The 13,028-nt window shown below is 62.6% G+C and carries 13 protein-coding genes; 3 read left to right on the forward strand and 10 right to left on the reverse strand.

Translation table 11 applies throughout. The features are described 5' to 3' along the window. Window positions 1–261: 261 nt before the first annotated feature. The 8 genes from tnpC to AC1DIO_RS02040 all read right to left on the reverse strand — a co-directional run bounded on the left by tnpC (window position 262) and on the right by AC1DIO_RS02040 (window position 6,219). Window positions 262–1,839 carry an IS66 family transposase gene (gene tnpC / locus AC1DIO_RS02005; RefSeq protein ID WP_441509183.1) on the reverse strand — a complete coding sequence of 526 codons (1,578 nt, stop codon included), beginning with the start codon at window positions 1,837–1,839 and terminating at the stop codon, window positions 262–264. 63 nt (window positions 1,840–1,902) lie between these two features. Next, window positions 1,903–2,250: an IS66 family insertion sequence element accessory protein TnpB gene (tnpB, locus tag AC1DIO_RS02010; RefSeq protein WP_441509182.1), complete on the reverse strand. Its 348-nt coding sequence runs from the start codon at window positions 2,248–2,250 to the stop codon at window positions 1,903–1,905. After that, window positions 2,247–2,726, reverse strand: a complete 480-nt coding sequence (tnpA, locus tag AC1DIO_RS02015) for an IS66-like element accessory protein TnpA (RefSeq protein ID WP_441509181.1) — start codon at window positions 2,724–2,726, stop codon at window positions 2,247–2,249. Before tnpA ends, tnpB begins: the two co-directional genes overlap by 4 nt. 146 nt (window positions 2,727–2,872) lie before the next feature. Next, on the reverse strand, window positions 2,873–3,868 hold the full coding sequence (locus tag AC1DIO_RS02020; protein ID WP_441505365.1) for an ABC transporter ATP-binding protein: 996 nt from the start codon (window positions 3,866–3,868) through the stop codon (window positions 2,873–2,875). 460 nt (window positions 3,869–4,328) lie between these two features. Further along, complete coding sequence (locus tag AC1DIO_RS02025; protein WP_441505364.1) at window positions 4,329–4,661, reverse strand: c-type cytochrome; 333 nt, start codon at window positions 4,659–4,661, stop codon at window positions 4,329–4,331. A gap of 43 nt (window positions 4,662–4,704) precedes the next feature. Continuing rightward, on the reverse strand, window positions 4,705–5,091 hold the full coding sequence (locus AC1DIO_RS02030) for a c-type cytochrome (protein ID WP_476831767.1): 387 nt from the start codon (window positions 5,089–5,091) through the stop codon (window positions 4,705–4,707). Between the two features lie 151 nt (window positions 5,092–5,242). Next, window positions 5,243–5,695: a baeRF12 domain-containing protein gene (locus AC1DIO_RS02035; protein ID WP_441505363.1), complete on the reverse strand. Its 453-nt coding sequence runs from the start codon at window positions 5,693–5,695 to the stop codon at window positions 5,243–5,245. Window positions 5,696–5,817: 122 nt separating this feature from the next. Continuing rightward, complete coding sequence (locus tag AC1DIO_RS02040; protein ID WP_441505362.1) at window positions 5,818–6,219, reverse strand: hypothetical protein; 402 nt, start codon at window positions 6,217–6,219, stop codon at window positions 5,818–5,820. A 155-nt stretch (window positions 6,220–6,374) separates the two neighbouring features. On the opposite strand from AC1DIO_RS02040, the gene AC1DIO_RS02045 reads away from it, so the two are divergent. The 3 genes from AC1DIO_RS02045 (at window position 6,375) to mgtA (ending at window position 11,159) form a co-directional block, all read left to right on the forward strand. Beyond that, window positions 6,375–8,189 (forward strand): PHA/PHB synthase family protein, encoded by a 1,815-nt coding sequence (locus AC1DIO_RS02045; protein WP_441505361.1) that lies wholly within the window; start codon window positions 6,375–6,377, stop codon window positions 8,187–8,189. Window positions 8,190–8,358: 169 nt separating this feature from the next. Next, window positions 8,359–8,571 (forward strand): ChaB family protein, encoded by a 213-nt coding sequence (locus AC1DIO_RS02050; RefSeq protein WP_441505360.1) that lies wholly within the window; start codon window positions 8,359–8,361, stop codon window positions 8,569–8,571. Beyond that, window positions 8,556–11,159 carry a magnesium-translocating P-type ATPase gene (gene mgtA, locus AC1DIO_RS02055; RefSeq protein ID WP_441505359.1) on the forward strand — a complete coding sequence of 868 codons (2,604 nt, stop codon included), beginning with the start codon at window positions 8,556–8,558 and terminating at the stop codon, window positions 11,157–11,159. The genes AC1DIO_RS02050 and mgtA overlap by 16 nt, the downstream gene beginning before the upstream one ends. A gap of 106 nt (window positions 11,160–11,265) precedes the next feature. Here mgtA and AC1DIO_RS02060 read toward each other — a convergent pair whose 3' ends face one another. Next, entirely contained in the window at window positions 11,266–12,249 is a 984-nt protein-coding gene (locus AC1DIO_RS02060; RefSeq protein WP_441505358.1) for a zinc-dependent alcohol dehydrogenase family protein, read from the reverse strand. A gap of 22 nt (window positions 12,250–12,271) precedes the next feature. Next, window positions 12,272–13,009, reverse strand: a complete 738-nt coding sequence (locus AC1DIO_RS02065; RefSeq protein ID WP_476775141.1) for a CBS domain-containing protein — start codon at window positions 13,007–13,009, stop codon at window positions 12,272–12,274. Window positions 13,010–13,028: the final 19 nt, after the last annotated feature.

Consider the following 13,028-nt stretch of genomic DNA (forward strand, 5'->3'; position numbering starts at 1 on the left):
TCTCAGGGCGAGGCCGCGTAGCCAGCCAGGCTGGACGGTGTCGGCCAATGTGGATCGCCACGCGACCGCGCGATCAGAGCGGCCGAACGATGATCTGCGCCAAAATCCAGTTGACTGAGACGGCCCCGTTACCGAAGTCCTGAGCCTAGGCAAGCATCTTAGCCCTGGCGGATCGATGTATCGAGAACTATCGCCAGCTCGCGATTCATGAGCCCCGCTCGCGGCCGCGCACCGTAAGCGTGGTCTGCGGACCGCGCTGCGTCAGGCGGCGATCTGCTTGGTTTCCGCCGTCCATTGCCACGGCATGAGCTCGCCGATGCGGCTATTGGGCCAGCCTTCAGCGATCTTGCGGGTGACGTCTGCGATGTAGGCGAAGGGCTCGACGCCGTTCATCTTGCAGGTCTCGATGATCGAGTAGATGGCGGCGGCCCGCTCGCCCCCGGCTTTTGATCCGGCGAAGAGCCAGTTGCGGCGCCCGATTGCGACGCCTCGCAGCGCGCGTTCGGCGATCAGGTTGTCGATCTCCAGATGGCCATGGTCGAGATAGCGGGTGAGCGCCGGCCATCGTCTGAGAGCGTAGGTGATCGCCACGGCAAGCGCGCTTTTCGCCGAGAGCTTGGCGCGGATCGCTTCCATGCGCGCCTTCAGCTCCTCGAGTTGAGGCCGCGACTGCCCCTGGCGCGCTGCATGTCGGATATCGGGCGGCTGGCCGCGTACAGTCTTTTCGACCATGAAGAGGCCGCCGATCCGCTCCAGGAGTTCGGTTGTGGCGGGCGTCGCCTGGGTCTGGTGCAGATCGAAGATCTTGCGGCGGGCATGCCCCCAGCATGCGACCTCGACGGCGCGGCCGCTGCGATAGAGCTCGTCGTAGCCGGCATAGGCGTCCGCCTGGAGATGGCCCCGGAAGTCCTTCAACAGGGTCTGTGGATGTTCGGCGCGCCGATCCGTCGTGAACGCGAACCAGACGGCGGGCATGGTCGGCCCGCCATGCGGACGATCGTCGATCGCATGAACCCAGAGCCGTGCCGTCTTCGTCTTGCCGCTGCCGGGATCGAGCATCGGCACCGGCGTGTCGTCGGTGTGGAGTTTTGTCGCGGCCAGAACCGTTTCCCTGATGCGCGCCACGATCGGATCGAGCAGGGCTGCGCCTTGGCCCGTCCAGCCGGCCAAGGTCGAGCGATCGATGTCGATGCCCTGCGCCGCCATGATCTCGGCCTGGCGATACAAGGGAAGATGGTGGTCGAACTTCGAGACGAGAACGTGCGCGATCATGCGGAAGCTTGCCTTGCCGCGTGCGATGGCCTTCTCCGGAGCCGGCGCCTGCACGATCGCCTCGCAGGCGCGGCAGGAGAACTTCGGCCGGACATGGCGCACCACCCTGAAGGCGACCGGCTCAATGTCGAGCACCTCGTCGGCATCCTGGCCGAGACGGCGCAGCGCCCCGCCGCAGGCCGGGCAGACGCAGTCACCGCTGCCGGGCAGGTGCACGATCTCCTCGCGCGGCAGATGCGACGGCAAGGCTCGATCCGGCGCCTTTCGCGCGGGCGCGATGGACGGGCTGCGCCGCGGCAGTTCCGCCTCCGCCGTCTCCAGTTCCTCCAGCGCCAGTTCGAGCTGGGCGATCTCGGTTGCCAGCTTTTCCGAGGACCGGCCAAAATGCATCCGCTTGAGCCGGGCGATCTGAACCTTGAGCTTCTCGATCAGCAGATCGCGGCCGAGCAGCGCGCTTTCCACGACGGCTCGGGCGACCCGCTCGCGGTCGAGTTCCTCACGCTGCGCGACGACGAGGCGGCGCAGGGATTCGACGTCATCAGGAAGCGATGCGGTGCTGCTCGACACCAGGGATGGATAGCACAAAACGCCTCTGAACGACAGTAAAAACGTTCTGATTCAATGCGTTACCTATCCAGCCAATCCTGGCCGCCAGCTCCTGATCGGAGCGCGCCAGTCAATGCCCTCCATTAGCATCGCCAACTGCGCCGCTGTCAGCGACACCGTCCCCGTCGCCGCAGCCGGCCACACGAAGCGTCCCTTCTCAAGCCGCTTTGCGAACAGGCAAAGGCCCTGACCATCCCACCACAAAAGCTTGACCAGGTCGCCGCGCTTTCCCCTGAAGGCGAACAGCGCGCCCGAATGAGGATCCTGCGCCAGCACCTCCTGGATCATCACCGCCAGGCCGTCGAAGCCGCGACGCATGTCCGTCGCGCCGCAGGCGAGATAGACCCGGCCGTTGACGGAGAGCGGGATCATCGCGCGCCGAGCGCGGCGAGCACTCGCTTCAACGCCTTCCCGTCGACGCCGCCATCAACCCGAACCCTGACGCCGGAGGGAAGCTCGATCTCGATCAGTGTCGGCGTTGGCTTCGACGCCGGCAACGACATCTCGCATCGTCCAGGCTCCCGACGCGCCACCGCCGATCCCTGTGGCGGAGCGTCGGTAATCTCGACCCGAGCAAACGTCGGCGCGGCTGGCCTTGGCGCGCCCAGGGAACCGTCCAGAGCCAAGCGGCGCCACGTGTAAATCTGGCCCGTGCCGATCGCGTGATGATCAGCCGTCCGCGACACCGATCCGCCCGCGCCGAACGCCTCCTCGAGGATCGCCAGCTTCTCGTCCGTCGACCACGACCGCCGGCTCGACATCCGCGCGATCACCTGCACGCGGCCGCTGTGACCACTCCTACGATCGGTCGTAGGACCCCTCGCATCTCCGTCGATCTCGTCGGCCATGCCCGTCTCCGTTCAGGAGACATCGAAACAGCGCGATCAGGACTCTTCGCGCAAGGCGGCCGTCAGACCGCGCTTACCGCGCACCCGCTCTCGCGCGGGATCGCTCGATCCAGCGAGATGCGCGCACGCGCCCGCCGCGTCACGTTTCATCGACTGCTCGCGAAATCCTCCTCCGTGTCGAGGCGCGCGAACCCATTGACGATCAGATCGTATTTCACCACTGAAACTGCCAGGTTCCGTGCCCAATCGACCACGTCATTCCAGGGATCGACCACCCTTCCCGTCGCAGAAAGAAAGGTAATGACCGTCGCGATCTCCGTCTGACCGCGGACGACAAGCACGCCACCCAAGCCCAATATTAGAATTCCGCCTACGCTATAACTCAGATTCATCAGAAAATTCATTGAGAACTTCAAAGCGAATATTCCCATACTAATATCAAATACGATATTTAAATCGTCGTCATTCTGATTATCTCTGCCATATTTGCTGACAGTCAAAATATCAGATCCAATTTTTCGCAATAAAACTATTCTACCAGCAACTCTTGGATTGATTGCCCTCTGAATCAATGGAACAATAACGATTTGCGGCGCGAGAATTGCTGCACTCACCAGCGCCATTCGCGGCTCCAGTATCAAAAGGTAGCTGAAGACGCTGATCAAGAACCCAATCTCCACGATCGGGATACTGATGCTGGACCCGACGAAAGCGCCAACATCGTCACTTTCCGCCATAATCATTGACAGACCGACGGCATCGTTACCGTCTTGTCGTGACTTGGCCGAGCGCGTTGCAAGGCGAGTGTCGATCGCAACGCGCAGGGCCCGGGTCGCACTTTCCCCAATCCAAGCTCGATAGAGATTCATGAGGAGCTTGAGCAGCCCAAAACTGAGTATGATCACGGCTTGTGCGGTCACAAGCAGGAGAATGTCCCTGACCGCCCCTCCTTTGACCGCCGTATCGATCACCCTTCTTTGAATTTCGATTGGCGCGGCATTCAAGAGGAATACAGCGACAGAAATGACGGAAACCCATAATTGATGCCATCCGCTGATGCGAAAGACAAAATGAAAGAGAGACTTCGGCAGCGGTTCCGAGCCAGACAAATTTAGAGAAGTAGATGAAGGCTGGCTGAACATATGATTATTATTCGAACGAGACTGTTCGTTTGCGCCCAACCGCGACCACGCTCCGGCATCGTGGCATAAACAGCAAACTCTTTGGTATTCGGAGTGAGAATGCCCCGACGTTCGGCTGGAGAGCCCGTCGTGCGCGACCGGTTGAGCCCAAGTCGATGAGATGGGCGCCCCAATGGGCACGCTGCCGCCTGCTGGGAGAAGTGGCCAATGGAATTGGGGTCACGGCAAGTGATCCAGCCTCCTTACCGGGCCAAGCCTTCATCCCGTAGGCCGATCGTCGCATGGATGGGCGAATGGTTGGACCCAGATCGTTCATCAGGATACGCTCCACGCCAGGCTGATCATCATCGTTAGCTCAGCAGCCGACAGTTCCGTTGACCTGGATCAACTCCGCAGCGCCGGTCTGATCCTAAGGGCTGCGGCCCCCTGCGTCTGACATTGCGCTGAAACGAGGGCGGACTCAGCGCGATCTGAGGCTCAGGAGATAGGAGATGATGTCGTCGATTTCGGAGCGGCTGAATTGGTAGCGCGGCATTTGACCGTGAGGCGTCTGGAGAAACACCCGGAGCGAGAGCTCGGTCTGCTGGCTCGTATCGGCTATCGCCCCGAAATCTGGAGGCGTGCGGGCCCGATCTCGGTCCTCCCCGGTGATGCGATGGCATGCAGCGCACCATGTCGAGGCCAGATTGCGGCCAGCGGCAGCATCGCCGATACTCTGCGCAGCCGTCACATCGATCCCGATCATGGTCACCACCAGACCGAGGAACGAGGCGATCCTGAGAGGCTTGTCCATTTCCATCCTCCTGCGCAGCAGCCTGGCTCGCACACGCCTGGCCTTACCGGAACTCTGGCCTCCACTTTCGCGAAATCCGCCGGATATAGGCGACAAGCCCGTCGGTTTCGCTTTCGGTGAGACGAAACTCCGGCATTCCCGGGTGACGCACCACGGTTCCGTCAATCAAGACGGGAGCGGGATTGCCGCCGGGGTAACGTTCGGCGATGAGCGGAAAGCGTGGCGACCTGGGGTTGGGACTTTGACCTGTGCGCCCGACAGCATGACATCCACTGCAGATACGCTGAGCGACTTTCTTGCCCAAGTCCGCACTCTGGGCATTCTCAGGGCGTTGCGCATCCGCCGGCATCGCGTTCACGGCACTCGCCATAATACCAAGGCATGCGCCAAAGAGGAGCAAAATCGCAGAATGAGAGGGCTGTCGCTTCATGGTTTCAGCCTATCGGCCCTATCGCAGCTCGCATTGACACAGATCACGCTCTCTATCCGGCTCTCGCGATCCCCGGGCCGGCCTTCGCCCAGGGCCCGGAACTAAAGCCAGACACGGTGAAAATCACCTCCGGCGGAGGGCAATCAGCCGTTCACCTCAAAAGATGGCGCTCGATCTCGCCGACAGGCAGATTCGTCAGGTCCTTGACGATTTCCGCCACGACAAGAGCCTGCACGGCCGGAAGCAGCTGGCGACGCAGTTCACCCAGCACCTTGGGCGGCGCAATCAGGATGATGCGCTTGACACGGTCGACGCCGCTCCGTCGAGACAGAAAGAGTGCAACCTCGCCAACAAACGAGACCTCGGCAGCTGCGTGGCGGCTATTTGCTTCAACCGCGCTGCGCCCCTCGCCGAGAGACTGATGGACCCGACCTGGACGATCCGTCCCAAGCTCGCGATCGGGGGCGGACGGCCGTTCCATCGTGTGAAGGACCTGCAGCCGCAATCGGTCGACATCGCCATCATTTCGCAGGATGAGCGCCTTGGCGCCGTCGCACACGACAAGCCAGCTATCGCGTTGAACAAGGGGGAGACTGCTGGACATGGCTTGCCTCCTCCAGGCGCGACTGAGGCGCTACTGAGTTTCTCGGCCACGAACGGACAGGGTCCTGCGCTCGACGCCAAGAATGCATCAGGAATCCTTTCGGCGCCACAGCCGTATGCTGTCTATGCCGCGAGCTTACCTGCCCGGCCCGCTTCTTCGACAGCCTCAGTTGCGGTCGCGGTGACGACGGCCATTTCCTTGCGCATGATCGTCGCCAGTTGGTCGAACTCGGTGGAGTAGTCGCTCGCGATGCCCTGGCTGAACTTCCGGTGCGCCTCGACCGCTTCGCCAATTTCCTGGCAGTGACTGAGGGCATTGCACAATTCGGCCTGCGCCTTCATGCGCCGCCCCATAAAGGAAAGCCATTCTGCCCCCACAGTCAGATTTGCCTCCAATATGGCCTGGGGTACGGAAAGGGCGGTCGCGAATTGCGCCTGCATCGTTTTGCCCATCCCCTCCGGGAAGCCAAACGACGGGAAACCCAGTTTGTCGGGGCTGCTGGCGCGGTTCGTTGAAGCTACCATGTCTCGCCTCCTCTGAAGGCAGCGCACCAAGCGCTGCCTGGGTATCGATCATCAAGAACAATCCGGCGAGGGTCGCCTTGATGCAGGTCAACCACCGAACGGATTGCGACTGATAGTTTGTGTTTCGCGCGTGCGCTGGTGACGGGAGTTCGAACATGAATGTCGAATCCACCCTCTTCACTGATCCGAACACCACTCCTCATTTGACCAATGCGCCGCCCCTCCCGCCGGAGGCTCCACCACAACAGGACAGGCTTGGTCCCGAAGAGCCGTTGGATCGTTTCCTGCACGCCGGCATCGGCCGGATGGCCGCAGGTTTCTCGCCTATGGGCCTCGCAGAGGCCTGGTTCGATTGGGCCGTTCACCTATCGGTTTCGCCCGCCCGAATGGCCGAGATCGCCATCACCGGACTGTCGGAGGCCAGTCGCTTGGCCGAGCTGAATGTCCAGATGTTGACCAAGGGGGGCGAATGCTCGCCTTGCGAGCATTCGTTGCCTCAGGACAAGCGGTTCCGTCACCCAAGCTGGCGACAATGGCCGTTCGCGCTCTTCGCGGAATCCCTGCTCGCCTGCGAGAGAACACTCGATGAGGCAAGCCGCCACATTCATGGTTCGACTGAGCACCACATGGCACTGTTGCGCTTCGTGGGCCGGCAGGCCCTCGATCTCGTTGCTCCCTCCAATTTTCCGATGACCAATCCAGAGGTCCTGGATGCGACGCTGAAGAGCGGCGGGAGCAATCTCGTACGCGGTGCAAGCTTCGCGCTCGAGGATCTGCAGCGGCTTCTCGCCAGACAGCCACCGGTTGGCGCAGAGGCCTTCGTTCCCGGTCACACGCTCGCGATCACTCCCGGGCGGGTCGTCCATCGGACGCCGCTGGCCGAGATCATCCAGTATGCCCCTGCGACCCCGGCGGTGCATGCGGAGCCCGTCGTGATCATCCCCGCCTGGATCATGAAGTACTACATTCTCGATCTGCGCCCACAGAATTCGCTCGTGAAACATCTCGTCGACGCGGGCTTCACGGTGTTCATGGTCTCATGGAAGAATCCGAGCGCGGCCGATCGCGACGTCGGCCTCGACGACTATCGGGTTCAGGGTGTGCTTCCTGCCTTCGCCACGGCGCTGGCCATCACTGGCGCCAGACGGGCCCATGCCGTCGGCTACTGTATCGGAGGCACATTGCTGGGTCTCGCGGCCGCCGCGATGGCGCGTGACTACGACGACCGAATTGAGACCCTGACATTCCTGGCTGCGCAGACCGATTTTCGCCAGGCTGGCGAGTTGAGCCTCTTCGTCGACGAGAGCCAGCTGGCGATCCTCGACGACATGATGTCGGAGCAAGGCATCCTCGAAGCCTCGCGCATGGCGAGTACATTTCATCTGCTGCGCTCCAACGACCTGATCTGGTCTCGGATGATCCGTCACTATCTTCTCGGCCAGCGAGAGCCCATGGGCGATGTCGCAGCCTGGTCCACCGATGCGACACGGATGCCGTCCCGCATGCACAGCGAGTATCTGCGCTCGCTTTACCTCAACAACGACCTGGCGGAAGGACGCCTCCTGGTTGACGGACACCCGGTGTCCTTACGCGATATCCGTCGCCCGATCTTCGCCGTCGGTACCGAATGGGACCATGTCGCGCCCTGGCGCTCTGTCTTCAAGCTGCACATGCTGACGGATGCTGAAGTGACCTTCGCCCTTACGAATGGCGGCCACAATCAGGGCATCGTGTCCCCGCCTAGCAGGGCAGATCGCCATGTCCGGATCGCGACGGCGAAGATGCATGAACGGCATCAGGGACCAGAGCATTGGCTTCAGGCGGCGGAATACCATGAGGGTTCTTGGTGGCCTCACTGGTTTGCTTGGCTCGCCCTCCACTCAAGCAGCCAGACGTCGCGACCGCAGAGCGTCGCCACGCCCGGGGACGAGGCACTGGGCCCCGCGCCGGGGCTCTATGTGCACGGTTAAGCCCGCTGATCGAACGCTTCCCGGCGCGTTCGTGGAAAGGACGCCACCTCGCGCAAGGGATCGAAATGCGGGCCACATAGGCGCAGCTCGCGAGAACCGAACGTGCAGGGCCGCATTCGCGATCAATGCACCGTCCCAGCTCCGGATCCGACTGACGGGAGATCGCCTCATGCCTTATGCAAGGCTCGAAGACCTTCCCGCTTCTGTTCGGGCGCATTTGCCTGCCCACGCTCAGGAAATCTACCGCGCCGCTTTCAACAGCGCCTGGGAAGGCTACGCAGACCGGAGCGCTGAGGAGCACGAGGAAATCGCTCACCGCATTGCCTGGGCGGCCGTGAAGCACAGCTACCGCAAGGAGGGCGAGCAATGGATCGTGCGCTGAGCCTCGCGAAAGAGGCGCCCACGCGGTCGGGACCAGCCAATGGAGTGCCCGCCTTCTGGTCGGGCGACAATGACGAGATCTTGCGAGTACTCGATGTGCGGCCGGAGGGGATGACCTCCGAGGAGGCGCGCGCGCGAATGGGCCGCTATGGCCCGAATCTGGCTGTCACTGGCGTGCGCCGCAGTCTCGTGGGCAAGCTAGGCAAGCGACTTTGTGAACCCCTTATCGCCATCCTGCTCATTGCAGCCACGATCTCGGGCGCCACGGGAGACTGGCAGAGCTTCCTCATTATCCTGATCATTGTCCTGTTTTCCATCGGGCTCGACATTGCCCAGGAACACAAGGCCGAGACCACCATTGAGGCGTTGAGGCGCTCGGTCGCGGTGACGGCGTCGGTACGTCGCGATGGCAGGCTTCAGGAACTCGCCGTCAAGGAAATCGTACCGGGCGACGTGCTCGAACTCCGTGCCGGCGAACTCGTGCCCGCGGATGGCGTCGTGCTTTCCGCGAATGGCGCACTCGCCAACGAAGCACTCCTGACCGGCGAACCCTATCCCGTGGAAAAGCATCCGGGACCTTCCTCAGGGGCTTCGCTCTCCGACGCCTTCAACGCCCTGTTCGGCGGAACCAGTATCGTCGGCGGGGAGGCAGTCATGCTCGTGGTCGCGACTGGCGGTGCCACCTGCTTCGGCGCGATATCCAGCTCCGTCCAGGCGAAGGAGCCCCCGACCGCGTTCGAGCGTGGCGTGCATGCGCTCGGCATGTTGATCCTGCGGCTCACCGGGTTCCTGGTCCTCTTCGTGCTCCTAACGCAGCTTGTTCATCACGGCCTGTCGCTCGAGAGCTTCCTGTTCGCCGTTGCACTTGCAGTAGGCCTCACCCCCGAACTGCTGCCGATGGTCATGACGGTCACCCTCGCGCGCGGAGCGGTGCGGATGGCCACGAGCCAGGTCGTGGTGAAACGGTTGTCCGCCATCCACGATCTCGGCGCAATGGACGTCCTGTGCACCGACAAGACCGGCACCTTGACCGAGGCGAAAATCGTGCACGTCGCCAGCTTTGGGGCAGACGGCATGGAAAGCACACGCGCGGCACAGTTGGTGCGCCTGAACAGCCGTTTTGCCAGCGGCATGCGCAGCAATCTCGATGACGCGATCCTGGCCGGAGCGCCGACAGGTTTCGATGGCGGCTGGGCGCATGTCGACGATCTGCCTTTCGATTTCGAGCGGCGGCGAGCATCGGTCCTCATTTCGCACGGCACCGCCTCTGAGTTGATCACCAAGGGCGCACCAGAAGCGATGCTCGCCCTGTGCACGCAGATCGAGGCATCCGACGGGATCGTGACGCCGCTTGATGAGACCGAGCGGGTCAAAATCGCGACGCTGCTGGACGAGAGGGGGCGACAGGGCTTCCGTCTGCTAGGGATCGCCAGACGCGACATGCCCGCCAGCTGCCATCATGCAGAACTCACCGATGAAGCCGGGCTCACCTTTGTCGGTTGCGCCGCCTTCCTCGATCCTCCCAAGGCATCCGCGACGGAGGCTGTAGCCCAGCTCATCAAGGCGGGCGTCCGCGTCAAGATCATCTCTGGCGATGCCGCACCGGTCGTCGAGCACCTCGTCGAGACACTGGGCCTGCCGACCCGCGGCCTCATGACGGGAGAGGAGATTTCCGGCCTGTCCGAGATTTCCCTGGCTTCCCGAGCCGAAGGAGCCGACCTCTTCGTTCGCGTCTCACCCGACCAGAAGAGTCGGATCGTGCGCGCCTTGCGTCGGCATGGTCATACCGTCGGCTTCATCGGTGACGGTATCAATGACGCGCCCGCCATCCATGCGGCCGATGTCGGTCTATCGGTTGAAGGCGGGACCGATGTCGCTCGCCAGGCAGCCGACATCATTCTGCTGGCGCCGGATCTCGGCGTGCTGGCCGGGGGACTGGCAGAGGGCCGGCGCACCTATGCCAACATCATGAAATATGTCCGTATGGGAACGAGTTCGAACTTCGGCAACATGCTGTCGATGGCGCTTGCGTCGCTGGTGCTGCCTTTCCTGCCGCTGGCACCGCTCCAGATCCTTCTGAACAACCTGATCTACGATCTATCCGAGATCGGAATCCCCTTCGACAGGGCCGACGAGGAAACACTCGCCGCGCCGCAGGTTTGGGACATGAAATCGGTCCTGCGTTTCACGCTCATCATGGGACCGCTCTCATCGCTGTTCGACATCGCAACATTTGCCATGCTGATTTGGGTCTTCGCTGCGGACATCGCGATGTTCAGGACAGCCTGGTTCGTTGAATCGATTGCGACGCAGATCCTGGTGATCTTCATCATCAGGACCTCACGACCACTCTGGCGAAGCAGTCCTCATCCTGTTCTCATAGCAACGTCGCTTGGCGCCCTCGCGATTGCGCTCGCCCTGTCTCTGAGCCCGCTTGGCAGCTATTTCGGATTTGTCGCGCTGCCTCTGCCCATCCTCGCCGCCGTTGCCGGGCTTACTCTCGTTTACCTTGCCGCAGCCGAAGGGCTGAAGTCCCTCGCCATGGAGAACCGCCGCGGCAAGCCTGGCCGGCGCCGGTCGCCCCTCTAATGCATTGCGTAGAATACCAGAAACCGACCTTTGCTTGAGCGATGCTCGCAGTTGAGAGGATCGACCGCGCCCTTCGTATCCGGACGTTCCAGCCCATGTGACAGGGTCAGGGAACCAGTACTGCGGCGCCCTGGAGCCGTCCCGCCCGAAGGTCGGCAAGAGCCACATTCGCCCCGTCGAGTGGATAGGCCGTTGTCGTCGTCCTCACATCGGCCTGCTGAGCGATGGCGAGAAACTCCGTCGCGTCCTGCCGCGTCAGATTGGCAACCGAAACCAGTTGCCGCTCTTCCCAAAGAATCTTGTAGGGAAACTGCGGAATGTCGCTCATGTGGATACCGGCGCAGACAACCCGGCCGCCCTTGCGCACCGATCGCAGCGCGCCCGGCACCAGATCGCCGATCGGAGCGAAGATGATCGCCGCATCCAGTTGCTCGGGTGGCGCCGAGCCGGAACTCCCTGCCCACCGCGCCCCCAGCGAAAGCGCAAGCGTCTGCGCCGCCTCGTCACCGTTGCGCGTGAAGGCATAGACGTCGCGCCCCTGCCAGCAGCATAGCTGCACCAGGATGTGGGCAGCAGCGCCGAAGCCATAGAAGCCGATCCTGCGTCCCTCCCCGGCAATCCGAAGCGAGCGCCAACCGATCAGCCCGGCGCACATCAGCGGTGCGGTGGCGACCGGATCGTCGAATCCATTGAGTGGAAAGGCGAATGCCGAATCCGCCACGACATGGGTCGCGAAGCCGCCATCGCGAGTGTGCCCGGTAAATGTCGGCGCGTCGCAGAGGTTTTCGCGCCCCGAAGCACAATAGGGACAATGGCCGCAGGTGTGCCCCAACCAGGGGATCCCGACCCGCGTTCCAACGGCTGGTGTTGTAACGCCCGCGCCGACCGTCTCCACGATACCGACGATCTCGTGCCCCGGAACGATCGGCAGCCTCTGAGGGGTGAGTTCGCCATCGACGATATGCAGGTCGGTACGGCAGACGGCGCAGGCTTCGATCCGCACCCCGATCTCGCCGGGACCTGGCAGCGGGTCTGGCCGCTCCTCGAGAAACAGGGGCTGGCCGATCCTATGCAGCACCATGGCTCTCATCCGCCCAGATCCCTGGCAGCTGTCACCGGGCTTTCGAGATCTCATTTGGCGAGATCTCCTCTGGCAGGACCACGACCCCTGACATCGGCTCGACCCAGGCGAGTTGATCTGACACCGATTTGACGCCGGCGACGTTTTCAGCAGCGACGTGCGCTGCGCGTCGCTCGCGTTCGTCGAAGATCGTCCCGGTCAGTTCGACAGCGCCCTTATCGACATGGACGCGGATGAGCCCGCCCCCACCCCAACTCTGCCCGGAAAGCTCCGCCTGGATGGCAGCTCGGATCTGCTCGTCGTCCGTCGCCTGCGTATCGCCTGGCGACAGCGCGCGGGCCATCGGGCGCAAGAGATCCGATCGAGCGACGATACCCACGATCTTGCCGTTGTCCACGACGGGAAGGCGCTTGATGCTGCGTCGACTCATCATCTCGACGACCTCGTCGAGCGTAGCCCCCTTGGATATGGTGACGGCTCCATTCGTCATGACCTCTTCGACCTTCCGGCCATGGGCATGGACGTATTCATCGGCCACCTTTCCGGGGCTGACGAGAAATTCGAGCCACCAGGATCGTTTGCGCTCGGTCCCGAGTTCACTCCGGCGCAGGAAATCGCCTTCGCTCACTATCCCGACCAGCGTCCCGTCGCCCTCGACGACGGGCAGGCCACTGATCCTGTGAGCCAACATGAGCCGGGCAGCCTCAGCGACCGATGTCGAGGGCCGGATGCTGATAACCGGCGTTGTCATCACCGCTTCGACGAACATGGGAATCTCCTGTCGAGCG

Source organism: Allobosea sp. 05T439 (genome assembly GCF_056396005.1).

Bases quoted from the DNA above. Each gene is read 5' to 3' on its own strand.
- AC1DIO_RS02065 (WP_476775141.1), bottom strand. From the start codon at position 13,009: ATGTTCGTCGAAGCGGTGATGACAACGCCGGTTATCAGCATCCGGCCC.
- AC1DIO_RS02035 (WP_441505363.1), bottom strand. From the start codon at position 5,695: ATGTCCAGCAGTCTCCCCCTTGTTCAACGCGATAGCTGGCTTGTCGTG.
- AC1DIO_RS02050 (WP_441505360.1), top strand. From the start codon at position 8,359: ATGCCTTATGCAAGGCTCGAAGACCTTCCCGCTTCTGTTCGGGCGCAT.
- AC1DIO_RS02030 (WP_476831767.1), bottom strand. From the start codon at position 5,091: ATGAAGCGACAGCCCTCTCATTCTGCGATTTTGCTCCTCTTTGGCGCA.
- AC1DIO_RS02020 (WP_441505365.1), bottom strand. From the start codon at position 3,868: ATGTTCAGCCAGCCTTCATCTACTTCTCTAAATTTGTCTGGCTCGGAA.
- tnpB (WP_441509182.1), bottom strand. From the start codon at position 2,250: ATGATCCCGCTCTCCGTCAACGGCCGGGTCTATCTCGCCTGCGGCGCG.
- AC1DIO_RS02040 (WP_441505362.1), bottom strand. From the start codon at position 6,219: ATGGTAGCTTCAACGAACCGCGCCAGCAGCCCCGACAAACTGGGTTTC.
- tnpA (WP_441509181.1), bottom strand. From the start codon at position 2,726: ATGGCCGACGAGATCGACGGAGATGCGAGGGGTCCTACGACCGATCGT.
- AC1DIO_RS02060 (WP_441505358.1), bottom strand. From the start codon at position 12,249: ATGAGAGCCATGGTGCTGCATAGGATCGGCCAGCCCCTGTTTCTCGAG.
- AC1DIO_RS02025 (WP_441505364.1), bottom strand. From the start codon at position 4,661: ATGGACAAGCCTCTCAGGATCGCCTCGTTCCTCGGTCTGGTGGTGACC.
- AC1DIO_RS02045 (WP_441505361.1), top strand. From the start codon at position 6,375: ATGAATGTCGAATCCACCCTCTTCACTGATCCGAACACCACTCCTCAT.
- mgtA (WP_441505359.1), top strand. From the start codon at position 8,556: ATGGATCGTGCGCTGAGCCTCGCGAAAGAGGCGCCCACGCGGTCGGGA.